This window comes from Flavobacterium sp. KH_035 (assembly GCF_057839565.1).
In genome coordinates, this window is sequence record NZ_CM174492.1 from 4,741,731 (window position 1) to 4,767,416 (window position 25,686).

The 25,686-nt window shown below is 34.8% G+C and carries 24 protein-coding genes and 1 other RNA gene; 12 read left to right on the forward strand and 13 right to left on the reverse strand.

Annotated features, from left to right (window positions below):
* Positions 1-13 precede the first annotated feature (13 nt).
* The 4 genes from AC3IS6_RS19245 (at position 14) to AC3IS6_RS19260 (ending at position 7,817) form a co-directional block, all read left to right on the forward strand.
* Complete coding sequence (locus tag AC3IS6_RS19245) at positions 14-1,087, forward strand: hypothetical protein (RefSeq protein ID WP_489161755.1); 1,074 nt, start codon at positions 14-16, stop codon at positions 1,085-1,087.
* Positions 1,088-1,437: 350 nt separating this feature from the next.
* Positions 1,438-2,166: an LOG family protein gene (locus AC3IS6_RS19250; RefSeq protein ID WP_068845660.1), complete on the forward strand. Its 729-nt coding sequence runs from the start codon at positions 1,438-1,440 to the stop codon at positions 2,164-2,166.
* 300 nt (positions 2,167-2,466) lie between these two features.
* The gene (locus tag AC3IS6_RS19255; protein WP_489164933.1) at positions 2,467-5,217 is read left to right on the forward strand and encodes a gluzincin family metallopeptidase; all 2,751 of its coding nucleotides are present in this window, start codon (positions 2,467-2,469) and stop codon (positions 5,215-5,217) included.
* Positions 5,218-5,405: 188 nt separating this feature from the next.
* Complete coding sequence (locus tag AC3IS6_RS19260) at positions 5,406-7,817, forward strand: alpha-ketoacid dehydrogenase subunit alpha/beta (protein WP_489161757.1); 2,412 nt, start codon at positions 5,406-5,408, stop codon at positions 7,815-7,817.
* A 447-nt stretch (positions 7,818-8,264) separates the two neighbouring features.
* Here the strand turns inward: AC3IS6_RS19260 and kdsB are convergent, their stop codons facing one another.
* Positions 8,265-8,999 carry a 3-deoxy-manno-octulosonate cytidylyltransferase gene (gene kdsB / locus AC3IS6_RS19265; RefSeq protein ID WP_489161759.1) on the reverse strand — a complete coding sequence of 245 codons (735 nt, stop codon included), beginning with the start codon at positions 8,997-8,999 and terminating at the stop codon, positions 8,265-8,267.
* 140 nt (positions 9,000-9,139) lie between these two features.
* Here kdsB and AC3IS6_RS19270 point away from each other — a divergent pair, with 140 nt between their 5' ends.
* Positions 9,140-10,477, forward strand: coding sequence for an outer membrane protein assembly factor BamB family protein (locus AC3IS6_RS19270; RefSeq protein ID WP_489161761.1), 1,338 nt, complete (start codon positions 9,140-9,142; stop codon positions 10,475-10,477).
* Between the two features lie 191 nt (positions 10,478-10,668).
* Here the strand turns inward: AC3IS6_RS19270 and ygiD are convergent, their stop codons facing one another.
* Both ygiD and AC3IS6_RS19280 read right to left on the reverse strand, forming a co-directional pair.
* Entirely contained in the window at positions 10,669-11,499 is an 831-nt protein-coding gene (gene ygiD, locus AC3IS6_RS19275; RefSeq protein WP_489161762.1) for a 4,5-DOPA-extradiol-dioxygenase, read from the reverse strand.
* Between the two features lie 75 nt (positions 11,500-11,574).
* A complete protein-coding gene (locus AC3IS6_RS19280; protein ID WP_489161763.1) occupies positions 11,575-12,999 on the reverse strand; it encodes an ATP-dependent DNA helicase in 1,425 nt (474 codons plus the stop codon).
* Between the two features lie 246 nt (positions 13,000-13,245).
* Here AC3IS6_RS19280 and AC3IS6_RS19285 point away from each other — a divergent pair, with 246 nt between their 5' ends.
* Together AC3IS6_RS19285 and AC3IS6_RS19290 are read left to right on the forward strand one after the other, a co-directional pair.
* Positions 13,246-14,067, forward strand: a complete 822-nt coding sequence (locus AC3IS6_RS19285) for a DUF3822 family protein (RefSeq protein WP_489161765.1) — start codon at positions 13,246-13,248, stop codon at positions 14,065-14,067.
* Positions 14,064-14,669, forward strand: coding sequence for an RsmD family RNA methyltransferase (locus AC3IS6_RS19290; protein ID WP_173964585.1), 606 nt, complete (start codon positions 14,064-14,066; stop codon positions 14,667-14,669). The genes AC3IS6_RS19285 and AC3IS6_RS19290 overlap by 4 nt, the downstream gene beginning before the upstream one ends.
* 237 nt (positions 14,670-14,906) lie before the next feature.
* Here AC3IS6_RS19290 and AC3IS6_RS19295 read toward each other — a convergent pair whose 3' ends face one another.
* On the reverse strand, positions 14,907-15,038 hold the full coding sequence (locus AC3IS6_RS19295; RefSeq protein ID WP_489161766.1) for a hypothetical protein: 132 nt from the start codon (positions 15,036-15,038) through the stop codon (positions 14,907-14,909).
* Positions 15,039-15,440: 402 nt separating this feature from the next.
* Between AC3IS6_RS19295 and AC3IS6_RS19300 the strand changes: the two genes are divergently transcribed.
* Together AC3IS6_RS19300 and AC3IS6_RS19305 are read left to right on the forward strand one after the other, a co-directional pair.
* Entirely contained in the window at positions 15,441-16,799 is a 1,359-nt protein-coding gene (locus AC3IS6_RS19300) for a sensor histidine kinase (RefSeq protein ID WP_489161768.1), read from the forward strand.
* Between the two features lie 10 nt (positions 16,800-16,809).
* Complete coding sequence (locus AC3IS6_RS19305; protein ID WP_489161769.1) at positions 16,810-17,499, forward strand: response regulator transcription factor; 690 nt, start codon at positions 16,810-16,812, stop codon at positions 17,497-17,499.
* 335 nt (positions 17,500-17,834) lie between these two features.
* Here AC3IS6_RS19305 and AC3IS6_RS19310 read toward each other — a convergent pair whose 3' ends face one another.
* The 3 genes from AC3IS6_RS19310 to rnpB form a co-directional block, all read right to left on the reverse strand.
* Positions 17,835-18,071 carry a hypothetical protein gene (locus AC3IS6_RS19310; protein ID WP_489161770.1) on the reverse strand — a complete coding sequence of 79 codons (237 nt, stop codon included), beginning with the start codon at positions 18,069-18,071 and terminating at the stop codon, positions 17,835-17,837.
* Between the two features lie 143 nt (positions 18,072-18,214).
* Positions 18,215-19,135 carry a ketopantoate reductase family protein gene (locus AC3IS6_RS19315; protein ID WP_489161772.1) on the reverse strand — a complete coding sequence of 307 codons (921 nt, stop codon included), beginning with the start codon at positions 19,133-19,135 and terminating at the stop codon, positions 18,215-18,217.
* 190 nt (positions 19,136-19,325) lie between these two features.
* Positions 19,326-19,643, reverse strand: an RNA gene (rnpB, locus tag AC3IS6_RS19320) — RNase P RNA component class A.
* Between the two features lie 124 nt (positions 19,644-19,767).
* Between rnpB and AC3IS6_RS19325 the strand changes: the two genes are divergently transcribed.
* The gene (locus tag AC3IS6_RS19325; protein ID WP_173964579.1) at positions 19,768-20,061 is read left to right on the forward strand and encodes an SH3 domain-containing protein; all 294 of its coding nucleotides are present in this window, start codon (positions 19,768-19,770) and stop codon (positions 20,059-20,061) included.
* Between the two features lie 349 nt (positions 20,062-20,410).
* On the opposite strand, the gene AC3IS6_RS19330 is transcribed toward AC3IS6_RS19325, so the two are convergent.
* Together AC3IS6_RS19330 and AC3IS6_RS19335 are read right to left on the reverse strand one after the other, a co-directional pair.
* Positions 20,411-20,860 carry a nuclear transport factor 2 family protein gene (locus AC3IS6_RS19330; protein ID WP_489161774.1) on the reverse strand — a complete coding sequence of 150 codons (450 nt, stop codon included), beginning with the start codon at positions 20,858-20,860 and terminating at the stop codon, positions 20,411-20,413.
* A gap of 163 nt (positions 20,861-21,023) precedes the next feature.
* The gene (locus tag AC3IS6_RS19335; RefSeq protein WP_489161776.1) at positions 21,024-21,422 is read right to left on the reverse strand and encodes an NIPSNAP family protein; all 399 of its coding nucleotides are present in this window, start codon (positions 21,420-21,422) and stop codon (positions 21,024-21,026) included.
* A gap of 284 nt (positions 21,423-21,706) precedes the next feature.
* Between AC3IS6_RS19335 and dnaX the strand changes: the two genes are divergently transcribed.
* Positions 21,707-22,792, forward strand: coding sequence for a DNA polymerase III subunit gamma/tau (gene dnaX, locus AC3IS6_RS19340; protein ID WP_263361398.1), 1,086 nt, complete (start codon positions 21,707-21,709; stop codon positions 22,790-22,792).
* Between the two features lie 13 nt (positions 22,793-22,805).
* Here the strand turns inward: dnaX and AC3IS6_RS19345 are convergent, their stop codons facing one another.
* Entirely contained in the window at positions 22,806-22,997 is a 192-nt protein-coding gene (locus tag AC3IS6_RS19345; RefSeq protein ID WP_489161777.1) for a hypothetical protein, read from the reverse strand.
* Between AC3IS6_RS19345 and AC3IS6_RS19350 the strand changes: the two genes are divergently transcribed.
* Positions 22,987-23,430 carry a DNA polymerase III subunit gamma/tau gene (locus AC3IS6_RS19350; RefSeq protein ID WP_489161778.1) on the forward strand — a complete coding sequence of 148 codons (444 nt, stop codon included), beginning with the start codon at positions 22,987-22,989 and terminating at the stop codon, positions 23,428-23,430. The genes AC3IS6_RS19345 and AC3IS6_RS19350 overlap by 11 nt on opposite strands.
* Before the next feature lie 3 nt (positions 23,431-23,433).
* On the opposite strand, the gene AC3IS6_RS19355 is transcribed toward AC3IS6_RS19350, so the two are convergent.
* From AC3IS6_RS19355 to AC3IS6_RS19365, 3 genes are all read right to left on the reverse strand, one after another.
* The gene (locus tag AC3IS6_RS19355) at positions 23,434-24,012 is read right to left on the reverse strand and encodes an NAD(P)H-dependent oxidoreductase (protein WP_489161780.1); all 579 of its coding nucleotides are present in this window, start codon (positions 24,010-24,012) and stop codon (positions 23,434-23,436) included.
* Positions 24,013-24,018: 6 nt separating this feature from the next.
* Positions 24,019-25,047 carry a saccharopine dehydrogenase family protein gene (locus tag AC3IS6_RS19360; RefSeq protein ID WP_489161781.1) on the reverse strand — a complete coding sequence of 343 codons (1,029 nt, stop codon included), beginning with the start codon at positions 25,045-25,047 and terminating at the stop codon, positions 24,019-24,021.
* A gap of 61 nt (positions 25,048-25,108) precedes the next feature.
* Positions 25,109-25,669 carry a Crp/Fnr family transcriptional regulator gene (locus tag AC3IS6_RS19365; RefSeq protein WP_489161782.1) on the reverse strand — a complete coding sequence of 187 codons (561 nt, stop codon included), beginning with the start codon at positions 25,667-25,669 and terminating at the stop codon, positions 25,109-25,111.
* Between the last annotated feature and the right edge of the window lie 17 nt (positions 25,670-25,686).

A 25,686-nucleotide genomic window follows, 5' to 3' on the forward strand; every position in this document is an offset into this window, starting at 1 on the left:
TATTTTTAAATATATGAAGAAAATCTTTTTCCTTTTTCTATTGGTAAGTCACACTATATATAGTCAGCAGATAGAAACTTTTAACGATCCTAAAGATTATTATCGAGTTGCAATATGGGATTTTAAAATCAATCCCACACTAAATCTTTTTCCAACTAACCTAGAAAATCTTAATTTAAAAAAGGCAAAGCCTATTAAAAATATCAGCTGTTATTATTATGACAATAATACAAAAACGTATTATATCGAATTTAACCCTGATGGTAAAATAACGCGGAGTGAGGATTTTTATAGAAATGAAAAAATCATATTTAATTATTCTCAAGAAATCATCACCAGACAGCGTTATGAAATTAGGAACGACAAGTCAGAAAGATTATGCTCTATAGATAGTATCGTTTATGATCACAACCATAATATCATAAGAAAATCATCAACTAACTATGATTTAAAACAAAAAATTTATGAGAGAAATATTAAAGATTATGAATATCTTGAAAAAAACAAATTAGCAAAAAAGTATCAATATAGCATCGTGGAAAACACGCCCTATGTTGCTGGAAATTTATCTATTTATGAGAATAAAATAAATTTCATTATAGAAAAAATTCATCATTTTGAAAACAAAAATCATAATGCGAAAGAATTAAAAAAGGACTCAGTAACAATTAATTCCAATTTCGATAAAAATGTCTATCACCTAAACAAAAAAGGGGAAATTTCAAGATTTGACCAATTTCTTAGAGATGATCGTATAGAAAAATCGACTAATCTAAAATATGACAATTTCGGAAGAATTAATTCAATTACTGCTACTCGATTTGAAGATTCTGACAATGATACCTTTCTATTTGACATTAACAACAATCTTATTGAACTGGCTTATGACGGAGCAGTCCGAAAATGTAAATATGACAAAAACAACAATCTTATATCTGATATATTAACAGATAAGGAGAGTAATAAAAATATTTACACCTTAAAACAAAGCTATCAGTATGACATAAATAATAACTGGACTTCAATTTTGATTTTTAAAAATGGATCTTTCGATACAAAAATGACTCGAGAAATAAATTATTACTAAAATAGTTTTTATTACCTTATAGATAACTGATATTCAGAACAAATCGACGAAACAAACTTCGTCAAACCATTTTTGAGATCTAATAATTATCTATTTCTATGACAATTCTAGAAAAAAGAGTTAATTTAGTAGTCGCTTTTTCAAAAAAAATCAAATTTTTAAGAAAAGACTCTTTTCAACTAAACCAATAATTTATTTGAAAACTAATGGCCTAGCCTCGATGGGAACGGCATCCTTTTGTAACGCGGTTCGACACAAAAGATATAGTGGACAGCGGGAAATAGCTCCTTCTGCCCCTACTAAACTTGACACAGCTAGAAATAAAAATATAAATAATTAAAATACCTAAAATGAGATTAGAAGATTTTGATAATGATGAGGATAAAGTAATTCAGGACCGTTTAAAACAAAAAACGTGGAATGAAATCAGAACCAACGACAGCTGGGCGATTTTTAAAATCATGGCTGAATTTGTAAACGGTTATGAAAGTATGGGACGTATTGGTCCATGTGTATCTATTTTTGGATCCGCAAGAACAAAACCAGACGACAAATATTATTTATTGGCAGAAAAAATTGCTTATAAAATCAGTAAAGCAGGTTACGGAGTAATCACAGGAGGTGGTCCCGGAATCATGGAAGCTGGAAACAAAGGAGCACATTTAGGTGGCGGAACTTCTGTTGGACTAAACATTGAATTGCCTTTTGAGCAGCATTTCAATCCTTATATTGATCACGACAAAAACCTGAATTTCGATTATTTCTTTGTGAGAAAAGTAATGTTCGTTAAATATTCACAAGGTTTTGTAGTAATGCCAGGAGGTTTTGGAACTCTTGACGAAATGTTTGAAGCCATCACTTTGATTCAAACTAAAAAAATTGGAAAATTCCCAATTATATTAGTTGGAGTTGAATTTTGGTCAGGATTAATCGAATGGGTTAAAACTGTACTTGTAGAAAAAATGCATACAGTAAGTCCTGAAGATTTAAACTTATTCAAGATTGTAGACACTGAAGATGAAGTAGTTGATGTATTAGACAAATTCTACAAAAAATACGATTTGAGTCCAAATTTTTAATACAATTATCAATTTTACAAGTGATATAAAAATTTAAGTTTCCTGCTGAACAGGCAGAAAACAAGAGAAACTCATATCGGCTATAAAATTACATTAAATAAAATACTACAAAAATTAAAAGCTGTTTTTTAAACAGCTTTTTTTATACTATTTTTACAAAAAACCAAAATCATTATTTACGCTTGAGTTTATTTACAATTTAAATTATTTACTCTATCCTTGAAATCATTTTATAAAATCATATTCTATATTTTCGTTTTATTCAGCTCGATAAAACAATACGCACAACATCAGTCTAAGATGGAGGTTGCCGTTAATCTTGAGCTCAAAACCCTGAATATAAAACAAGACATCACCTATTACAACACTTCAAATGATTCTTTGATTTCGATTGTCCTTAACGATTGGAACAATGCTTTTTCCGATAAAAATACGCCATTAGCCCGACGATTTTCCGACGAATTTTACAGAGGTTTTCATTTGGCAAAAACTACAGAAAGAGGAAGTACAACGGTTTTAAGCCTAACCGATTCAGATAACGCTGCACTTGAATGGGAAAGAACAGCAAAAAATCCGGATTATATTGTAGTAAAACTGAATCGTAAATTACGTCCGGGAGAAAAAATCGATTTGCATATAATTTATATTGCCAAAATACCGAGTGATAAATTCACCCGTTATGGTTTTGATCAAAATGGCGGTATGAATTTAAAAGACTGGTTTTTAAGCCCGGCGCGTTTTGAAAATCATCGTTTTATGAAATACAACAATTTCAATTTAGATGATATTGCCAATGCCGGTACCGATTACGAAATTGAAATAAAAGTACCGCAACAGTACTCTGTAACTTCTGATTTGAATCAGATTTCAGAAGACAATGCAACTTCATCTTTTAAAACCTATGTACTTGCAGGGAAAAATAGAAATGATTTCACCTTGTTTATCGAAAAGCAAAATAGTTTCAAAAACTACGAAAATGGTTCGCTTCAGGTACTTACAAATCTTAAAAACAAAAGACTGACTGATATTCAAAGTGCCATCATCATCAATAAAGTAGTTACTTTTGCCAATTCTTTTATTGGAAAATATCCACATCAAAAAATCACAATCTCACAGGTTGATTATGATCGAAATCCGTTCTACGGGCTGAATCAGTTACCCTCATTTATTAGTCCGTTTTCAGATGATTTTGTCTTTGAAATTACGTTCCTAAAAACCTATCTGAACAATTATCTAAAAAATAGTTTGCGTTTGGACCCCCGAAAAGACAACTGGGTTTATGACGGTATTCAGATCTATACAATGATGAAATACATTGAAGAAAATCATCTGGATCAAAAAATGCTAGGAAGGCTTTCTGATATGAAACTTTTTTCGAGTTTCAATATTACTAATCTGACATTCAACGAGCAATACAGCTATTACTACATGCTTATGGCCCGTAAAAATCTGGATCAGCCGTTGGGAGATCCGAAAAACACTTTAATCAAATTTAACGAACAAATTGCAAGTAAGTATCGTGCAGGTTTAAGTCTTAGCTATTTAGATGATTATTTAAACCACAATATTGTTCCTGAAAGTGTTCAGCAGTTTTATAATTTAAACAAATCAGAACAGACCAATCGATACGATTTTGAAAAAATACTGACTAAAAACAGTCCCAAAAAAATTGACTGGTTTTTCAACACCATTATAGGCTCCCGTGATATTATTGATTATAAATTCACCCATGTTTCCAGAACTAAAGACACTGTAGCATTTCGAATTAAAAACAGAACCGGCATCTATGCTCCGATTCCTATTTATGGAATTAAGAAAGATGAAGTTGTTTTTAAAGAATGGGTCGAACCCAAAACAGCTGATTCGACCTATACTTTTGTTCGAAAAAATGCCGACAAGATTGTTATAAACTACGACAATGAGGTTCCGGAATACAACCAAAGAAACAATTGGAGATCACTAAAAAGTCTGGTAATCACCAATCGTCCTATAAAATTTAATTTTGCCAAAGATCTGGAAGATCCATATTACAATCAGATTTTATACATTCCAACGCTAACGTATAATTATTATGATGGTTTTACTCCCGGAATGCGTTTTCACAACAAGACAATTCTAGACAAACCTTTTACATTTGACATTAATCCGGCTTATTCACTTAATGCAGGAACGCTATCAGGTTCTTCTTCTTTTTCCTGGAATCAATACTACCGAAACAGTACCTTATATAATGTGCGATACTCGATCAGTCAAAACTATTACCACTATGCGCCTGATGCGACTTACTTAAGGTTAAATCCAATGGTGCAATTCAGAATCCGTGAAGAAAATTTCAGAGATAACAGAAAGCAACTGATTATGTTTAGGCAGGTTATCGTAAATAGAGAAGCCAGTACCTATATAACAGACAATTCAACTCCAAATTATTCTATTTTTAATGCGCGTTATTCCAATACAAAAACGGAGTTAGTGAATCATTTTAATTTTATGACTGATGTCCAGTTCTCCGGAAACTTCGGAAAATTGGCTGCAGAAATTGAGTACAGAAGGCTTTTTGAAAACAATCGTAAATTAAATTTAAGATTATACGCCGGAAGCTTTATGTACAATACAACAAATTCCGATTATTTCAGTTTTGGTTTAGACCGTCCATCAGATTATATGTTTGACTATAACTTTTTCGGAAGATCAGAAAGTACTGGGATTTTTAGCCAGCAGTATGTCATAGCCGAGGGCGGATTTAAATCCAAAATTGAGCCAAGATATGCCAATCAATGGATGGCAACCCTAAACGCCAGCTACGCGATCTGGAACTGGATTGAAGTTTATGGCGATGTTGGTTTAATGAAAAGCAAACATGAAAGTGAAAAATTCAGATATGATAGTGGTGTCCGGTTAAATCTGGTTCCGGATTATTTTGAACTGTATTTTCCTGTTTATTCTAATAATGGATGGGAGATTTCTCAAAATAAATACAGTGAAAAAATACGATTTGTGGTCACATTTTCACCAAAAACATTACTTAATCTTTTCACTAGAAAATGGCTTTAATCGAATGAATTACCTGTAAAAACATACATTATTCCCATTAAAAAAGCAAAAACACCAAACATTACACAAAAAACACACCTGCTTTTAGCAATTTAATTACAGATAATTAAATTATATTTACTTTAATGAATTATGATTATTAATACTTTTTAATTATTTTTGCTGCGTAACATGACCCATTTGAGATTATGATTAAAGAAAAAAATAATACTACACTTACTTTCGAAGATTTCAAGACTGAAGTAATGAACGATTACAAAATTGCGGTTACCAGCCGCGAATGTAGTCTTTTAGGACGTAAAGAGGTTTTGACAGGGAAAGCTAAATTTGGAATATTTGGAGACGGTAAAGAAGTCCCACAACTTGCAATGGCGAAAGCCTTCAAAAACGGAGATTTTCGTTCCGGATACTACCGCGATCAGACTTTTATGATGGCCATTGGCGAATTGACTCCAAAGCAGTTTTTTGCAGGTTTATATGGTCATACAGATTTAGATTTTGATCCAATGTCCGCCGGAAGACAAATGGGCGGTCACTTCGTTACCCATAGTTTAAACGAAGACGGTTCCTGGAAAGATTTAACAAAACAGAAAAATTCAAGCGCAGATATATCTCCTACTGCCGGACAAATGCCAAGATTATTGGGATTAGCACAGGCTTCAAAAATCTACAGAAATGTTGACGGAATTACTGTTAAAGACAAATTTACAGTAGACGGAAATGAAGTTGCCTGGGGAACTATAGGAAACGCAAGTACTTCTGAAGGCTTGTTTTTTGAAACTATAAACGCCGCAGGAGTATTACAGGTTCCAATGGTAATGAGTGTTTGGGATGATGAATACGGAATTTCGGTTCACGCCAGACATCAGACTACGAAAGAAAATATCTCTGAGATTTTAAAAGGATACCAACGCGATGAAGATGCTAAAGGTTATGAAATTTTCAGAGTTAAAGGCTGGGATTATGCCGAACTTGTTTCGACATACGAAAGAGCGGGTGCCATTGCACGCGAAGAGCATATTCCGGTTTTAATTCACGTAAACGAATTAACACAACCACAAGGACATTCTACTTCAGGTTCACACGAGCGTTATAAAAATGCCGAAAGACTGGCTTGGGAAAAAGATTTTGACTGTATTCGTCAGATGAGATTATGGATGATTGCTATCAATATTGCATCTCCTGAAGAATTGGCTGAAATTGATTTTGATTTGAAAAAAGAAGTTCTAGAAGCTAAAAAAGAAGCTTGGAATTCTTTTATCAATCCAATTATTGAAGATCAGAAAAATCTTTTGGCTTTATTAGGGCAAATTGCTGAAGCGAGCATAAACCATAAAGAAAGAATACAAAAATATATTTCAGAATTAAGCGCTATAAAATCCCCTTTAAAAAAGGAAATGCTTGCCATAGCAAGAAAAATATTGCGTTTTATTGAAGTTCCAAACAGCAAAGTTTTATTATCAAACTGGATTACAAATTATATTGAAATTACACAGCCACGATTCAGTAGCCACCTATACTCTGACTCTGATTTAAATGTGTTTTCAGTTGAAAAAGTACTTCCGGAATACGCCGAAGATGCTAAAGCTGATTTGGATGGAAGAATGATTTTGCGTGACAATTTTGATGCTTTGTTTACTAAATATCCGGAAACTTTGATATTTGGAGAGGATGTTGGAAATATTGGTGACGTAAATCAGGGATTAGAAGGTATGCAGGAAAAATACGGAGAACTTCGTGTTGCCGATATCGGAATCCGTGAAGCTACCATAATTGGTCAGGGAATTGGAATGGCGTTGAGAGGCTTACGCCCGATCGCTGAAATTCAATATTTAGACTATTTACTATATGCCATCCAAATCATGAGTGATGATTTGGCGACATTACAATACAGAACGGTAGGAAAACAAAAAGCACCGTTAATCATCAGAACCCGCGGACACCGTTTAGAAGGTATCTGGCACTCAGGTTCGCCAATGGGAATGATTATCAATGCTATTCGTGGTATTCACGTTTTAGTACCAAGAAACATGACTCAGGCTGCAGGATTCTACAACGCGCTTTTAGAGTGTGACGAACCGGCTTTAGTAATCGAATGTTTGAATGGTTACCGCTTAAAAGAAAAAACACCACTAAACTTTGGAGAATTCAAAACACCAATTGGTGTCGTTGAAACTTTAAAAGAAGGTTCGGATATAACTCTTGTTTCTTACGGATCGACTTTAAGACTCGTAGAACAGGCTGCAGTTGAGTTGTTAGATTTAGGAATTGATTGTGAGGTAATCGACATCCAGTCACTTCTTCCGTTTGACATTAATAAAGACATTGTAAAAAGTATCGCAAAAACCAACCGTTTGTTAGTAATTGACGAAGATGTTCCTGGTGGAGCTTCAGCGTTTATTTTACAACAAATTCTGGAAGAACAGGATGCTTACCATCACTTGGACAGTAAACCGCAAACTCTTGCTGCAAAAGCGCACAGACCAGCTTATGGAACTGACGGTGATTATTTCTCAAAACCTTCAGCCGAAGACATCTTTGAGAAAGTATACACAATGATGCACGAAGTTAACCCATCTAAATATCCAAGTTTATACTAAGAATTTAGTTCAGTTTTCGATATAAAAAAGCTCCAATCTTAACGATTTGGAGCTTTTTCTTTACATTATTCTATGTCTGCAGTTTACCATTTCGATCGAAAGGAGAAATGACAAAAACGTTGTCTATAACACAAAAAACTGTTTAGTAGTTCAAGCTTCGACTTCGCTCAGCCTAACATCAACAAATATCAAAACTTAATACTAAGAAATCCAAGCCTTCGCATAAGCAAATCCGTGTCATCCGTGTGCCATTTCGCAACTAAGACTTTGCTGAATCTAACCTAAGTAAACAAAAAAATCCGCGACAATCCGTGTCTTCGCGTAAGCGAATCCGTCTCATTCGTGTACCATTTCACAACTAAGACTTTGCTGAATCCAAAATAAGTAAACAAAAAAAATCCGCGACAATCCGTGTCTTCGCGCAAGCGAATCCGTCTCATCCGCGTACTACCTAGAAGCCAAAATTGCTCTCGCCTTCTCCAGATCTTCTGCCGTATCAATCCCGATTCCAATATGCGTCGTTTCGACCATTTTAATACGTTTTCCGAATTCTAAATAGCGTAGTTGCTCTAGTTTCTCAGAAGCTTCTAAAGATTTCATTGGCAAGCTGTAAAAATCCAGTAAAGCCTGTTTTCTAAACGCGTAAATTCCGATATGCTGAAAATAACGAACCCCAACATCTTTATCCCTAGGGTATGGAATTACTGATCGTGAAAAATACAATGCAAACTGCGACTGATCAACTACCACCTTCACATTATTCGGATTATTAATTTCCATTTCCTCTGTAATCTCGCGCATTAAAGAAGCCAAATCTATTTTGTGATCTTCATCGTTTTTAAATACCGACAAAACCTGCTCTAAAGGCCCCGCTTCGGTAAAAGGTTCATCACCCTGTACATTTACAACAATATCCACATCAAGACCCGCAATAGCTTCTGCAATTCGATCACTACCGGATTCGTGTTCTTTGATACTCATAATAGCTTTCCCGCCCTGGTTTACAATTTCATCAAAAATTAAATCTGAATCAGTTACTACAAATACATCATCAAACAATTTTGTCGCAACGGTTGCTTCATAAGTTCTTAAAATCACCGACTTTCCTCCCAGATCCTGCATGAGTTTAGCAGGAAAACGTGTTGATGCATATCGCGCCGGAATTACAGCTATTATCTTCATTTTATTTTTATTTTTTAAACTTCTAAACAAATGTAACTATTCAGAATTAATAAGTTTAAAAAAATATTCCTAGCCGCATTTTATAAATCTGAAGAACAGCAATTTAAAAAATATATTATATTTATGAGAAAAAAACTACTATGAAAAAACACCTGATTTTGCCCTTACTTTTATTGAACTTAACTTTTATTCCCTCGGCCTTCTGCCAAAAAAAAGCAACAATAAACAATGCTTTTACAGATCGAGTTTTTGACGGACAGGGCTATCAGCCAACTTCTAATCTGAAATGGAAATTCAAAACTGACGGTAAAATTTTCTCCTCTCCAATTGCAAAAAACGGCACTGTTTATATAGGCAGCGAAGACGGTTTTCTCTATGCTATTGAAGAAAAATCAGGAAAAACAAAATGGAAATTTAAAACCAATGGAGCTATTCATTGTACTCCCGGCATTTATGGAAACTCTATTTTCTTTGGAAGTTTTGACGGAAATTATTACGCCGTAAATACCCAAAACGGTAAATTAATCTGGAAATTTAAAACTGGCGGTGAACACTGGCTAGGAGAAAACGGCAGGTTCGGAATGCAACCTTCAACACAGTATATGGACGATTTATGGAGTTTTTATATATCATCTCCCGCAGTTTATGAAAAAGGAAAACAGGCAGTTGTCCTGTTTGGGAGCAGCGACGGAAACATCTATTCGCTGGATGCTAAAACCGGAGATTTAAAATGGAAAATCAAAACCAATGAACCTGTACATGGAACTCCGGTAATCGATAAGGATAAAATTTATATCGGTGGCTGGGATGCTGTATTGTATGCACTTAATATTGAAACCGGCAAGGAAGTCTGGCGTTTTGCAACCGGAACAAAACCAGGTTTTAAAGGAATCCAATCCGCTGTTGCTGTTGCTGACGGGAAGCTTTATTTTGGAGCCAGAGAACCTTTCTTTTTCGCTTTAGATGCCGAAACAGGAAAACTACTCTGGAAATACGATGCCGAAAATTCCTGGTTTTTAAGCACAGCTGTTATTCAGGACAACACCGTTTATGTAGGAACCTCAGATACTTATGCTTTATTGGCTCTGGATGCTAAAACGGGTGCAGAGAAATACCGATTCAAAACTAATGGTTATGTTTACGGATCGCCTGGTATAGCAGGTAATACCGTTTATTTTGGCGATTTTACCGGAAATTTCTTCAGTCTGGATCTACTTTCTAACGGAAAAAAATCTAAAATCGTAAGCACCGAAAACCGCAAACAATTGGCCTCTTCTACATTAAAGAATGATCTTTTAGATTTTTCCTACGCCGGCCGTAACGCAGATCTTTCGCTGTATGATAATTGCAAAAAGGTGATGGATGATTTTTATAAATTAGGAGCTATTGTTTCTTCTCCATTTATCAGCAACAACACGGTGTATTTTGGAAGCGCCGATGGTTACCTCTATGCTTATAACTTAGAAGAGGAAAAGTAATCCTAATAATGTATTTCACAGAGATTCACGAAACCTTCAAGGAGATCCACAAAGTTTTTTGGTAGGGAACTTAATTTTTCTCACGCAGATTTTCTTTATAAAATTTCGAACGAATTTGAATCACTTCAATATGCTAAAATCAGCGTGAATCTCTGTGCAATAACCCTCCCTTTAGGACTCCTAAAGTCGTATTACATTATTTCAACTGAGGTCATACTCAAAGAACCAGCTAATAGTTTATCATTAAACAAGCTAAGTTCTTCTGATTTTCCTTTTAATCCCAAAGTGTAGAGTAATGGCAGATAATGTTCTGGTGTAGGAATCGCCAGTTGAACTGCTTTATTCATTTTTTCGAAGTCAATCAAAGGCTGAAAATTATCGTCCAGCAAATACGAATTGATTGTTTCGCGTGCTTCAATTGCCCAATCGTAACCATAATTATCTTTATCAAAGTTCCTGAAATCGACCATTCGTAAATTATGAACGATGTTTCCGCTTCCAATAATCAAAACACCTTTATTGCGTAAGGATTGTAGTTTTTGCGCCAATTCAAAATGATACTGTCCTGACTTCGTATAGTCTATACTCAACTGAATTACAGGAACATTGGCTTGCGGATACAAATGTTTGATTACACTCCAGGCACCATGGTCCAGTCCCCAGTGTTCATCCAGATCTACTGGAACTGGTTCTAATATTTTTTTAGTTTCATGTGCCAGTTCCGGACTTCCTTTTGCGGGATACTGCACATCAAAAAGAGCCTGTGGAAATCCTCCAAAATCATGAATTGTTCTGGGCATCTGCATCGACGTTACTTTGATACCGTTGGTAAACCAGTGAGCCGAAATACACAAAATTGCATTTGGCTGCGGCAGTGTTTTGGCTAAATTCCGAAAACCGGTTACAAACTGATTTTCTTCAATTGCATTCATAGGACTTCCGTGTCCTAAAAACAGGACCGGCATTTTATCAGTATTCGAAAATGCTGACGAAATCGAATGTAAGTCGTTTAGTGTTGTCATTGTAAATGGTTCTAACACGAATTTCACTAACGTTAAATTTAAGAAAAATCCGTGAGAATTAGTGAAATTCGCGTTTTACTCCTCAAAACTCTCGTCTTTAAATCCTATCAAATATAGCTTATTTTTAGCACGTGTCATAGCGGTATACAGCCATCTAATATAATCACGATCAATTCCGTTAGGCAAATACGGCTGTTCAATAAAAACCGTATCCCATTGACCTCCCTGCGATTTATGACAGGTTATAGCATACGAGAACTTCACCTGCAAACCATTAAAATATTCGTTCTCTTTTACCTTCTGAAATTTTTTATACTTGGTCGTTTCGTTTTCATAATCTTTCATTACTTCCTCATACAAGCGGTTGGATTCTTCATAGGTTAACGATGGAGATTCACTTTTTATCGTATCTAAAATCAATACCGTTTCAAAAGGCTTCTGATCCGGATAATCGACCATTCTGATTTTTACCTTTGCAAAATTAAATCCGTACAACTCCTTGATTCCAAAAAGTTCAAGGACTTCGATAATATCACCATTAGCAATAAATCCTGCTTCATCTGTTTCTTTCAGCCAGAAATAATTATTCTTTACTACCATCAGGAAATCTCCTGCTGACAGCTCACTTTCTTTAAATAAAATTCTGGTTCGAATTTGTTCATTGTACTGATTGGCTCTTTTGTTCGAACGGACAATAAAAGCGGTATCTTCAATACTATAATTACTATAAGCCGAATTAATAGCATCCTGAATATCATATCCATCGGTCAATCGAACAATATCTTTGAATTTTTTAACATTGAATCTAAATTCAGTAATAAAACTCTCTTTCAGCAGCTCCCTTAATTCTGTTGCGTTAAACAAAATTCCTGAGCTTTCCTCCTGACGCATTACCTCATCGAGTTCGATATGTTCAATTTCTTTACCGTAATGAATCCCTAAAGTGTGAGTATCCAAAGCGGGGCTAATATCTAAATTAACCGGAGGCAGCTGCGCTGTATCTCCCAGAAGAATCATTTTACAATTTGTTCCCGAATACACATACGAGATCAAATCATCCAGCAGCGATCCGTTATCATACATTTTGGAATCGGAATTACTGTCGGAAATCATCGAAGCCTCGTCGACGATAAAAATGGTGTTTTTATGTTTGTTCTGCTGTTTGGTGAAGGCTACGCCCCCTCCCGAAGATTTCTTAGGAAAATATATTTTTTTATGAATGGTAAATGCAGGCGTATTCGAGTAATTGGCAATTACCTTTGCCGCACGCCCGGTTGGTGCCAGCAAAACAAACTTTTTATTGATATCGCCCAAATTGTTTACGATGGTCGAAATCACGGTTGTCTTTCCCGTTCCTGCGTATCCTTTCAGTACAAAAATGGTATCATTAGCCGGTTCGGTCAAAAAAATAGCAATTTTTTGAAAAAAAATATCCTGTTTGTATGTTGGAGCAAAAGGAAATTTTTTTTGCAAAACGCCGTAAAACAATGCTGAATTCATAGGGTAAGTTTGAGGCACAAAGTTCGTCTTTTTTAATGGCAATGCCAATTTAAAATTTCGCCTCTACAACTCATTTCTAAAATTAAGGCTTCCCTTTTTCAAAAAAAATTCTTTTCTTAACCTTCTTTTAAAATGTAAGTGAAATTGTTTTTTGAAATTGCAATTATTATTGTTCCTTTTTAATTTGTAAGTTTGTGGTCGCCTAAAATTCTTTCTTGTAAAACAGGTAACGAATTGTAAATCAATATGTCATTACAAAACACTAACATCACTTCAAAAAAATACAAAAAGCTTTCTATTCAGGTTTCCTTGACCGGATTGTCATTTTGTTGTTTTGATACTTTAAATAATACCATCTCTTCTTTAAAAGAAATTCATTTTGAAACGTTTCACAAAGCGACCAAAATAGAAGAACTGTTTGGCGATGCTTTTAGAAACCATCCGGAACTACAGGAAACTTATGACGAAGTTTTGGTAATTCACAATAATAATCTTTCCACCTTTGTTCCAACGGCTTTGTTTGATGAGAACTACCTTGGAAGTTATCTGCAATACAACACAAAGGTTTTTGAAACTGATTTTTTTGCTTTCGATCAAATTTCAAAATATCAAATGAATGCGGTTTACATACCGTATGTCAATATCAACAATTTTTTCATCGATCAGTTTGGGACTTTTGACTACAAGCATGCCAACAGTATTTTAGTCGAAAAAATTCTGGATGCTTCAAGAAACAATGACGATAAAAAAATGGTCGTTAATTTTAATTATGGGCATTTTGAGGTGATTGTAGTGCAAAATCAAAAACTATTATTGTTCAACTCATTTGAATACCAGACACCCGAAGATTTTATTTATTATTTGCTTTTTACTGCCGAACAATTGAGTTTGAATCCAGAGAGTTTCCAACTTGAATTATTAGGTACAATCGACCAAAACGATCCGTATTATGCCGTTGCATATAAATACATTCGTCATATATCCTTTTTGGATGTAAGCAACTTACAGCAAAGAAATAGCTTCACAACAGCCGAAAATCAAAAACATTATATCCTATTCCAATCATGAGAATCATTTCAGGAAAATACAAAGGTCGCCGCATCTTTCCACCAAAAAACCTTCCTGTAAGACCGACAACCGATATGAGTAAAGAAGCATTGTTTAATGTTTTGAACAATCATTTTAGTTTTGACGGCCTAAAGGTACTGGACTTGTTTTCAGGAACAGGTAACATCAGTTTTGAATTCGCTTCACGCGGAAGCGCTCCAATTACCTCTGTAGATGGTGATTTTGGATGTGTAAAATTTATCAAGCAGGTTTCATCAGAATACGATTTTGATATCGCTGCAACTAAAAGTGATGTTTACAAGTTTCTGGACAACTGTAAAACTTCTTACGATATTGTTTTTGCCGATCCGCCTTACGGATTAGATCAGACCGCATTTGAGAAGATTGTAGTAACAGTTTTCGAAAAAGAACTACTTCATGAAGACGGTATGATGATTATCGAACATTCAAAATATACCAAAATGGATCACTTGAGTAATTTTTCTTTTCAAAAAAGCTACGGAGGATCTTTCTTTAGTTTTTTCGAATTGAACTCAACCGATGACGACGAAGAATTACCGGACGATTTATCGACCAAAATAACAGAAGAAGACGAAGGGTAATTTTTTCTCTGTAAACAAAGTCATGTCGAGCGAAGCCAGAACAATCTAAGGTTCAGGCTTCGCTCAGAAAGACAAGTATCAGCTTCTATTTTTTATCTAAGCCGATCTGAATTCTCCTCCATACTTTTTCCTTTGAATTCCGTTTCCTTCACCTTCCCAAAAGAGTATTTAACTGAAACCGAAATCTCCCGCTCATCGAGCAGATATCTTGCTTTTGAACTATTAGTAAAGGTCTTTTTACGGGCAATCACAATCGCTTAATGTATTCGAAAGACCGTCTTTTGGAGTTTCATTTTGTGCATATCCTGTCAAAGAAAACAAGAACAAAAAGAGAATTAAAAAAAGTTTTACCAGCAAATTAATGTTCATTTCGGATTTGATTTTAGATTGTAGTCCTGCAAAAATGCTTCTAAAAAAGAGTTCCGAAAGTTAATTGAAGGTTAATGCGGGGTTAATGTGCCTATTGTCTCTTAAAAGCTTTATTTTTGAATTGGTAATAGCCCACGGATTTACTCCTGTTTAGTAAATAAATCCCATCGCGGTCATTAAAAAATTTATCAAACACATAGAAACATAGATTTCTATTTTTAAAAGAGGTTATAAAAGAGAAATATATTTCTTTCGCATAGCGTTATGCGTTTTATTTAAAGTGAAACGACTTTCTCAGCATTTAGAACTATGTTTCTATGTGTTAAAAACAATTACAACGGGCTGAAAAAACCAGCACAGACCAGTTCAATCTGTGTGATTAGCATACCAATAAAACAATCCATGAAACAAAGAATCAATTTACTAATAGCCTTTTCTATCCTCGCTCTCATTGTTTTATCGACAGTGCAATGTTATTTGGTAAAAACAACATACGATTATAAAGTAGCGCAGTTTCATACTGAAATTAAAAATAAAATTGCCGGGATTACCAATGATTACAGCGATATAGATTCGGTAATCGTTGCCAAAAAAGAAGCCCTTTACCAACAATTATCCGAAAATTACATTCAAGGAAAAAACAGCAAGTTTGAGATTAAAAACTATATTCTCGGAAATGAATACAGCGATGCTTTGACACAAAAAATCCAGCGTAAATTCAAAAGAGATTTACCCAACTTAAAAATAGATTTTGCCATTGTTCTGAATAAATTTGTTCTCTACCAAAACACCAAAAAAGCAGACACGATTTTCTCCGAAAAGCCTTTTATCCAAAACAAACTGTACGGAAATCTTATCTCATTAAATCATGCCTTTCTAGTTCGGAATTATGTTGGAACTACTAACGGAACTTTTGAAAATAAGGGCTACAAATTGCTAACCGAGGATTCGATGTACGTTTCAGTAATCGACTGGGAAATAATTATTTTAAGACGAATGACTTTCGTTTTAATTTTGTCTTTACTTTCTATAGCAACTCTTATCACGCTTTTTTTCATTGCCATAAAAGCTTTAATCAAGCAGAAGAAAGCCAACGATATTAAAACCGATTTCATCAATAATATTACACACGAACTAAAAACACCTTTGACGACTTTAGGCATTTCGACCAGGATATTAGAGCGAAAAGACATCCGGGATAATGATGAAAACTTTAGTGCTATTGTCAATACAATTTCACGTCAGAACAATCGTTTACAGAATTTGATTGATCAGGTAATGGCAAATTCTTTGGCTGAAAACGGAATCGAATTGCAAAAAGAAAAAATAGAAACCGAAGAGTTCCTTCTTACGATTGTAAATGATTTTAAAATCACCTACCCTAAAATCGACATTAAAACCAATTTTCATACGCAGAAAACCAATCTCATTCTGGACAAATTTTATCTGACTACTGCTCTTTTGAATGTATTGGAAAATGCCGTAAAATATGGTTCAACCACCATTACAATAAAAACAAATCTGAACCAGAATCAATTTTCAATTAGTGTTGAAGATGACGGAATCGGAATTGAAAAGAACAAACAATCGCTTCTTTTTGAAAAATTCTATCGTGTCGAACAAGGAAATCTTCATAATACAAAAGGATTAGGATTAGGATTGTATTATGTCGATCAGATCATAAAAGCGCATCAGGGCTCTGTTAGCGTTGTGAGTGACTTAGGAAAAGGAACTCAGTTTACTATTTTATTAAAAGTTTAATACCCTTATTTTGAAAAAATTACTTTTAGCCGAAGACGATTCTGATTTTGCGGCAATTTTAAAACAATATTTAGAACTGCATCAATTTGAAGTAATCTGGGCAGAAAATGGAGAAATAGCTTTAGACTATTTTGCAAAGCAGACATTTGACATTTGCGTTCTTGACGTTATGATGCCAAAGTTGGACGGATTTTCACTGGCCGAAAAAATAATTACAATCGACCCCGAGATTCCATTTATTTTTCTAACAGCAAGAAAATTAAAAGAAGACAAAATCATTGGATTAAAACTAGGTGCAGACGACTATATCATAAAACCTTTTGAAGTCGACGAACTCGTTCTGCGTTTACAGAATATTCTAAAAAGAATCGAACAAAAGAGAAGTCTGAACGGAAATAATATAATTGAAATTGGTTCTTATGTTTTTGATAATGAAAGATTAACCCTAAACAATAAAAATCACGTCCAGCAGCTCACAGAAATGGAAGCTTCTCTTATTGAGTATCTATATCTGAACCATAACCAGTTATTAAAGAGGGATCAAATTTTAATGTCGGTCTGGAAAAAAGATGATTATTTCTCAGGACGAAGTATGGATGTTTTTATTAGCAGACTTAGAAAATATTTTAACTCCGATCCAAAAATCAGCATTGAAAGCACTCGAAATATTGGACTGGAATTTAAAATAGAAAAACCTTGACGAATCAAGGTTTTTCTATTCTTATGATTATTTTCCAATAACCCAACCTAATGTAAAATTAGCTACCGGAACAAATTCAGTATTGTATTTATCAATATTTATTCCGGGCCCCAGGTTAAATTCCATATTAAATTTTCGATTGTACGTTCGTTGCAATCCCCAAAGTACCGCAAGCGTTGTTGATGGTACACGCTCTCTATATCTCTCGTTAGTCGAAACCGTTCGGAAATTATATTGGCCATTTAGAGCAAAAAAATTAGCCGAGTTATGAGCTGTTCTCTTTCCTTTTTTCGTTCTCTTTTCTAAATTGTAATAATGGCGAAATTGCTCACTGATTAACGGGAAAAATAGACGTTTGACTCGTTATAGAAACTGTTATAACTGTAACCAACTCCTAAGCTAATTTCTGAATAAAGGGTGTTATTAGCCGTAAAACCATGCTCATAAACGAATCCCGGAGAAATCATATTTATTTTAAATTGATTTTTTTCTACTGAGGGTGCTTCATCTTGCGCCTGAATCACATTGATAATAAGAACAGATAAAAACAAGAGCAGATACTTTTTTTTCATTTTGATTGTTAAATTAATTGTGCCAAAAATAAGATAAAAACAATAAAAACAAACCTTAAAAAAAATACTTCTTTTCTTACATTAATATCGCTCTTACCATCAGGAAAATCTGCTTCGTTCACTGCACAAATGAATCACAAATTCTAAGGCAGCAATACCTTAGTAATTTTTTCATAAAGCGGTGTTTTTACACCATACTTCATCCCTTCGTTCAATACAAACTTAGTAAGTGAAAGGGCTTCGGTATTCTTGCCTGCCAGTAGATCTCTGTGCATCGATGATGTTGCTTCGCGTGGTGATTTTTCCAACTTAAGTACGGTCTGATTTACGATATCTTCCGGCAGCTTTAACCCTTTTGCTTTAGCTACTGCATCAATTTCATGTAGCAATTCAACATAGACCGCCATAGCATCTGCATTGTCCAAAATTTCACCAATATACTGATTCAGATACGAAGTCGTCGACGCTAGTGCCGAAATAAAAATAAACTTTTCCCATACTGTTTCTTCAATATTCTCAACCAAATAACTTTCAATTCTGGCCTGCTGAAAAATTTCTTGTAATTCTTCTAATTTTGAAGCAGAAACCATCTTAGATCCAAAAAATAGCTTTTCATAAAAACCCATTTTTCTGATAGTTCCGGGTAAAGTAATCATCGAAATAATATAAACACAACCGTGCAGAATATCGTTATGAGGAAATATTTTCTGAATGCGTTCAGGTGCATCAACTCCATTATACAAAGGAAGAATAACTGTTTTAGCAACAATACAACTTTGAAGTGAAAGCAGACTTTCCTCAATGTCATACGTTTTGGTTGCGCAAATCAAATAATCTAACTCTCCAATTTCTTTTGGATCATTTGAAACTAATTTTGAATGTACAATAATCTCCGAATCGTCGGTCACGATTTTCAGTCCGTTTTCGGTTATTGCCTGCTGAGTAGCTCCGCGCGCAATAAAAACAATCTCAATCTCTTCAGACTCCTGATAAGCCTTTGCCAAAAGTCCTCCAAAATAACCACCTACTCCACCAAGTCCTAAAATTCCAATTCTTTTTTTCATAATAAATTAATTAAAAAGGGGTTATCACAAATTACATGAATTTTGAATCCTAAATTTTAATTTTCAAAAAAAGCAATTCACTTATTTTTAAAAATCAATACTTTCGCAACAGTAAATCCGATATAGTTTATGTGTTATTGTTTTGAAGAAGTCACGTTTATGAAAAAAGACTAAAAAGTTTCATAAACATAAAAAATGCAGACCTATAAGCCGGATTCTGTCTCTGATAAATCAGAGCCTTATCATTTATCTAGATCCTGTATTACTACAGGACTCAAGCTACCTACCCTTCAACAACGGACGAGAAGCCCTTAAATGCTGATATACTTGGTATTTCACCGCATAGAGTTTACCTGGTTTCACTACAGCATTACCTGTACATACTTTCTGTTGCACTTGTCCTTGCGCTATTACTAACGCCGACGGGTGTTACCCGCTATGCTTCTCTGTGGTGTCCGGACTTTCCTCCCTTCCGATAAATCGGAACGACGATAAGGCGGTCTGCGGGGCAAAAGTAGCAATTTATCTACTAAGAATAATGATTTTAAATTTTAGATTTTCGGCCTATTTTCATAACAATTTAATTTTAAATTGGTTATCTTTAAAATCCATAATTTTAAAATTCAATTATCATGACTAGAATGTATCACTACGCAACTGTTTCAAAAGCTTTAGATCAATTGAATGAAAAAGGATTCACGTTTGATTTTAACTTAAACTCAGACCTGATAAAAAAGAATCCTGAAAAATTTGAAATTGTTCATGTGTATCGATACGAAGGGAATTCAGACCCAGGCGATGAGGCAGTTGTATACGGAATTAAATCAACATCAGGTAAAAAGGGGGTTTATGTTGCAGGTTTCTCTGCCGACTCCGATCAGGAAACGGTAAAATTTTTATCGGATTTAAGCATTAAAGGAAGGTGATTTTCAGAAGCCAATCCTGCTATCCGCTTTATCTTTTCCTTGCTAAAGGAGCAAGAAAAAGGATACCGCTCCTATCAGGGCTAGGGCACTTGGTTTCAGAAGAAAATTATACCTTCTGATTTAATAAAGCGACTAATAATAATGTCTTCTCAAGGAACGAGAAATCTCCGTAAACAGTTCGCCAAAGATTAACTTTTTTCTTTACAGCGTTTGCATAAAAATCTTTCGTTCCTTGGAAAGACAAAAACACGGATCGAATCAAAAGTATAATTCCAAATTTCAGATAAATCTTCACCGCTTTATTACTTCAATAATAATTGCAAAATTTCCATCGAAAAAAAGAAATTACTTACTCATGCTGCGTTACATCATTGTATTGCCACAGCACATTTATAATCTTCCATTCCCCATTTGTTTTTACAATGTGCATATAATCGATCCAGGCATCAGCAATCAATTTAACAGACGCTGTTCGTGCCGAGACATCCAGTAATTTCACTTCTTTTCTTGGATTTTTAGGAAACTTATCCCCTTTTGCATTGTAAGTTTCTGCCAGAATCACCATGTTCTCTGCAAAGTATTCTGAGATATAATCTTTTTTGGCAGCTTTACTTCTAAAAACAGACCGTTTTACCAATCTGGGATGCAAAGCACCTTCCATCAATTTCGGATTCGGATTATGCTGTGCCTCGATATAAGCCAAAGCAACACGTTTGATATCAACCGAATCCTGAGCGGTTTGCGCCTGAAGAGTAAACGAAAAAAAAACAAATGCAATTACCAATAAATAGTTTTTCATAAAAATTAAGGAGTTAAAATGAGATTGCGGCTAAACTTACCAACGAGACGCACGTTTTAAATATTTTTAAGCAGAACCCACGACATACTTGCTGCTTAAGTAGTACTTTCTATACATTTCGGGGTATAAACTCTCTAAACAGTCCTTGAAAAAAGTACAGGGATCATTTTGGAGAATAGTCTGTCTTTGTCAAAATCCGATCTTCAATATTCCCAACTACATCGCCATATTTTGCTGTAAATTCTTTTTTAATCGCGATCCATTCCTGATCTGTTTTAAAACCTTCCCAGGCTTTTTTCATAGTGGTTTCGTCCGGCCATTCCAGAAAATAAACAAATTCTGTTTTTTTGCCCGATTTTGATTCCCAGATGGAGGTGATCTTAAAATTATACTTCTTCATGATACGCATTGCGTGATCGCGAAAACGTTCATGGAACTGATTTTTATTAGACTCAAAAATCTCATAGATACGCAGTTGATAAACCGGACTGCTGGTAGCTGCAGTTTGAGATTTTACAATAAATGTGGTAACCAAAAGCAAAGTCGATAAAAATAATTTCATATCCGGCAATTTTAATTGGTTTTAGATTTCCTTAAAGGATTGCATCAAAAATATAAATTTAAACCTGAATTCTTACAACTATATCGAAATCAGTTTCATAAGAAAAAGTTAAAAATGAGGAGCAAAAAAATACATCTTCTGATTTTTTTTCAGTGCCAAAAATCAAATTCTAAAACGTTACTTTCTCATATTCAAAACACTTAAAAACTACTCCAACATTTATCAATTTCAGATTTGTGATTTGGCAATTTTCGGCCTATATTTGCTATCGAATAAAATAGAACATGGAACAATTTGTAGTATCGGCCCGTAAGTATCGCCCACAGACGTTTAAGGATGTAGTGGGACAAAAAGCCATTACCAACACTTTGCTGAATGCTATTGACAGCAATCACCTTGCTTCTGCCCTTTTGTTCACCGGACCTCGTGGTGTTGGAAAAACAACCTGCGCGCGTATCCTGGCCCGAAAAATCAATCAGCCCGGATATGATGATCCTACTGAAGATTTTGCTTTTAACGTTTTTGAGTTAGATGCTGCTTCAAACAACTCTGTTGATGACATTCGTAATCTGATTGATCAGGTTCGAATCCCGCCACAAACCGGACAATATAAAGTCTATATTATTGACGAGGTCCACATGTTGTCTTCGGCAGCTTTTAATGCTTTTCTGAAAACATTGGAAGAACCGCCAAAACATGCCATTTTTATTCTGGCTACAACAGAGAAACACAAAATTATTCCAACGATCTTATCTCGTTGTCAGATTTTTGATTTCAAAAGAATTACGGTAAAAGACGCTAAAGAACATTTAGCAGATGTTGCCGCAAGTCAGGGAATCAATTTTGAAGACGATGCTTTGCACATTATCGCCCAAAAAGCTGATGGTGCAATGCGTGACGCTTTATCTATTTTTGATCGTGTGGTTTCGTATTGCGGAACTAACTTAACACGTCAGGCCGTAACCGAAAACCTAAACGTTTTAGATTACGAAACTTACATTAGCATCACCGATTTACTTTTAGAAAATAAAATCCCGGATCTTTTACTGGCCTACAACGACATACTTGCAAAAGGTTTTGACGGACATCATTTTATTGCCGGACTTGCATCTCATTTCAGAGATTTACTGGTAAGCAAAACTCCTGCTACAATCGCTTTACTTGAAGTAGGCGAACAGGCACAACAAATGTATGGAGTTCAGGCACAAAAATGCTCACAGGATTTTCTATTAAAAGGGATCGACATTGCCAACGACTGTGATTTAAAATACAAATTAAGTCAGAACCAACGCCTTTTAGTCGAGTTATGCCTTATGCAATTGGCCTCTATCAATTTTGATGGAGAAAAAAAAAAGTTGAGCAATTCATAATTCCTCCCACTTATTATAAAAATGGCGGATATTCTATCGTTGAAGTTAAAACTCCAAAGACAGAAACTCCCCAAACGACTGTACCCGGAACCGAAACTTCAAAAAACAAAGAAACAGCTTCAGCTCCAAAACCTGAAGCTCCATCAACTCCAAAATCTGAAGTAAGCACAGAACCAAAAGTTTCTGCCTTTTCTTTGTCAAGCATCCGCAAGAAAAAAGAATTAGAAGCGGCCAATAAAACTTATGTAAAACCTACTTCTGTAATGCCTACAGAAGAATTTACAGAGACTGAAATGTTAGTTCAATGGAACAAATACGCACAACGTCTAGGCGATAAAGGTCATAAAATTATGCAGTCGTTATTATTAATCAATGACCCAAAGTTAAGCGGCACAACTATTACTTTCGAATTACCAAATGAAGGTTCTAAACTAGATTTTGAAGGTCAGATTCATGGGCTTTTAGGCCATCTAAAAGGACATTTACACAATCACGATATTACAATTGAGGTTAATGTTAATGAAGCAATCGAAGTTAAACGCAGTCTTAATGATCAGGACCGATACAATCGTCTGATGGAAATCAACCCAAATATAGACCTTTTGCGTACTACATTTGGATTGGATTTACACACCTAGTTTTTATTTATGCTGCACCCCAAAATTATATACTTTTTGCAACCATTTTTTCCTTTGTGATTCATCAGCTGTTTTTATAATTCCAATATAACTCACTTTTACAGGCTTGATCCCGCAGAATTCTAAAGTAGCCTTTCTTAGCTGATTGACACTTGGTCTTGCATAAAACAATCTGTAGTACCATCCGGGCTGATCTAAGGTAGTGATAATATGAGCCGTTTTTCCTTTTAACAACTTATCCCACCAAACCGAGTTTTCACGGTACTGGAAAGCCATACCCGGTAAAAACAACCTATCAATAAAGCCTTTTGTAATCGCGGGCAATCCACCCCACCAAACCGGATGAATCCAGACTAAATGATCTGCTTTTTTTATTTTCTCCCAAGACTCTAACAAATCGGGCTCTAATTCGGTACGCTTTTGATAACCAAACTGTAAATTCGGATTGAAGTTTAGCTTCGCAATTGTAATTGTATCTACTTCCGCTTTAGACTCAATTACCCCTTTAAGATAAGAGTCAGCTATTGCAAAATTAAAACTGGACGGATTGGGGTGACCGTTGATAATAAGAATCTTTTTCATATTCAATTAGCTTATATTAACATTAATTGTACTGTAAGCACTTAAGGCCTCATAAATTTCGGCAGATGAGTGTATTTGGTGGCTAAAGTAAATTCCTTCTTCTACACTTTCGCTCAATAGCTTTTCGACATGCAAAACTGCCGAAAATGCCGTTAATTCTGCCTGACCTTTTAAACTCTGCAAACCGATGCGCTTTGTTTTGTTCTGAGTTTTAACCATGACTTCAAAAACTGTCTGATCTCCTTTTCCGCTCGAACCAAACAAAAGCTGCCTTTCTTTTAACGACATGATATTAAACACTTTCAGCCCTTGGAGGTACCCCATGAAACGCGTAACTATTTTAGAATTATAAGTCATCTTAACCGAAACGGTTGGTATTTTTTCGATCTGATTTAATATGAATAAATCCGGAACATCAAGATTGTAAACTTGTCGTTTTCCTATTCCAAATGAAAAATTAAAATTTTCTGAGTCAGAAAAATGCCTGACATTTTTAGATTTGTCATTCTCATAAACCACAAAGGATTTACACACATTTTCTGCTAAAAAATGAGCAGAGCTTTTCCCCGCCGAATCTTTGATCGAATAATAAATATACAGATTTGTTTCCTGAATTTTAGAAGTATCGGGTTCGACAAGATCAACCAAACTGCTGACGATTCCACCCATCCAGCCCGAACTAAAAACGATTCGGCTTTCAATTTTTTGTTTATTGACTTTAGCAAAATCATACGCAGCCATTAAATCCGGAGTCGGTTTTGTAATATCAAGATAATCCAGACCATTTTCTATAGCAAACTGCAAGATTTTATTACTACTATCTTTTGTACACATTACAATCAAATCGATCTTATGATCTGTAATTGAAGTAAAGGTGTCAGGATTGTTCACATCTACTACTAAAGCACTTCCGCTTTTTCCTGGATTACGGCTCCCGATAAAGACCTTATAATCAAAATTTCTTCCTTTAAGGATGCGTAAAATAACTTTACCGACTAATCCTGTTCCACCAATTATTAAAATATTTTTCCTCATTAATACATTTGTTTGGAACAAAAATAATGAGGAAACCCCTTCCGCGAACCGGACAAATGTCCTATAAAATTGCTTTCCGGATTCGGCTTAAATGCCTTGGTGTAACACCTAAATAAGAGGCCAAATATTGAAGTGGAATTTGTTGAATGTAATTTTTATGATTTTGATAAAGTTCTTCATAACGCTGGGTCCCTGACAACTTCTGAAAAGAAATCATTCTTTTTTGCAACGTCACATATTCAATTTCAGCAATTTTACGACCTACTTCCTGCCAGTAAATACTTGAGCTGTAAAGTTTCTCTATTCCCTCTTTTTGTATCACCTCGATTTCAGTATCTGTAAGTGCCTGAATATTTTCCTCCGCAACTTTTTGTGTTATAAAACTCGAAAACGAGCCCATAAATTCATTTTCAAAAGCAAAACAATTCGTTATTTCATTGCCCTGATGATTAAAAAAGAACGATCTTAAAATTCCTTTTTTAATCAAAACAATTTCATTACAAACCTGATCTTCTTTCAGTAGAAAATCGCCTTTTTTAAGTTTTCGGACCGTAATTAAATCATCTAACTGATCTAATACCTCCTGCGGTAAATTCTTTATGGATTGAAAAACTGATTTCATGATATTCCTGAAATGAA

Bases quoted from the DNA above. Each gene is read 5' to 3' on its own strand.
- AC3IS6_RS19295 (WP_489161766.1), bottom strand. From the start codon at position 15,038: ATGAACATTAATTTGCTGGTAAAACTTTTTTTAATTCTCTTTTTGTTC.
- AC3IS6_RS19360 (WP_489161781.1), bottom strand. From the start codon at position 25,047: ATGAGGAAAAATATTTTAATAATTGGTGGAACAGGATTAGTCGGTAAA.
- AC3IS6_RS19300 (WP_489161768.1), top strand. From the start codon at position 15,441: ATGAAACAAAGAATCAATTTACTAATAGCCTTTTCTATCCTCGCTCTC.
- AC3IS6_RS19310 (WP_489161770.1), bottom strand. From the start codon at position 18,071: ATGAAAAAAAAGTATCTGCTCTTGTTTTTATCTGTTCTTATTATCAAT.
- AC3IS6_RS19355 (WP_489161780.1), bottom strand. From the start codon at position 24,012: ATGAAAAAGATTCTTATTATCAACGGTCACCCCAATCCGTCCAGTTTT.
- dnaX (WP_263361398.1), top strand. From the start codon at position 21,707: ATGGAACAATTTGTAGTATCGGCCCGTAAGTATCGCCCACAGACGTTT.
- AC3IS6_RS19270 (WP_489161761.1), top strand. From the start codon at position 9,140: ATGAAAAAACACCTGATTTTGCCCTTACTTTTATTGAACTTAACTTTT.
- AC3IS6_RS19330 (WP_489161774.1), bottom strand. From the start codon at position 20,860: ATGAAAAACTATTTATTGGTAATTGCATTTGTTTTTTTTTCGTTTACT.
- AC3IS6_RS19325 (WP_173964579.1), top strand. From the start codon at position 19,768: ATGACTAGAATGTATCACTACGCAACTGTTTCAAAAGCTTTAGATCAA.
- AC3IS6_RS19285 (WP_489161765.1), top strand. From the start codon at position 13,246: ATGTCATTACAAAACACTAACATCACTTCAAAAAAATACAAAAAGCTT.
- AC3IS6_RS19335 (WP_489161776.1), bottom strand. From the start codon at position 21,422: ATGAAATTATTTTTATCGACTTTGCTTTTGGTTACCACATTTATTGTA.
- kdsB (WP_489161759.1), bottom strand. From the start codon at position 8,999: ATGAAGATAATAGCTGTAATTCCGGCGCGATATGCATCAACACGTTTT.
- ygiD (WP_489161762.1), bottom strand. From the start codon at position 11,499: ATGACAACACTAAACGACTTACATTCGATTTCGTCAGCATTTTCGAAT.
- AC3IS6_RS19315 (WP_489161772.1), bottom strand. From the start codon at position 19,135: ATGAAAAAAAGAATTGGAATTTTAGGACTTGGTGGAGTAGGTGGTTAT.
- AC3IS6_RS19280 (WP_489161763.1), bottom strand. From the start codon at position 12,999: ATGAATTCAGCATTGTTTTACGGCGTTTTGCAAAAAAAATTTCCTTTT.
- AC3IS6_RS19365 (WP_489161782.1), bottom strand. From the start codon at position 25,669: ATGAAATCAGTTTTTCAATCCATAAAGAATTTACCGCAGGAGGTATTA.
- AC3IS6_RS19290 (WP_173964585.1), top strand. From the start codon at position 14,064: ATGAGAATCATTTCAGGAAAATACAAAGGTCGCCGCATCTTTCCACCA.
- AC3IS6_RS19345 (WP_489161777.1), bottom strand. From the start codon at position 22,997: ATGCTTGACAAAGAAAAGGCAGAAACTTTTGGTTCTGTGCTTACTTCA.
- AC3IS6_RS19255 (WP_489164933.1), top strand. From the start codon at position 2,467: ATGGAGGTTGCCGTTAATCTTGAGCTCAAAACCCTGAATATAAAACAA.
- AC3IS6_RS19245 (WP_489161755.1), top strand. From the start codon at position 14: ATGAAGAAAATCTTTTTCCTTTTTCTATTGGTAAGTCACACTATATAT.
- AC3IS6_RS19260 (WP_489161757.1), top strand. From the start codon at position 5,406: ATGATTAAAGAAAAAAATAATACTACACTTACTTTCGAAGATTTCAAG.
- AC3IS6_RS19250 (WP_068845660.1), top strand. From the start codon at position 1,438: ATGAGATTAGAAGATTTTGATAATGATGAGGATAAAGTAATTCAGGAC.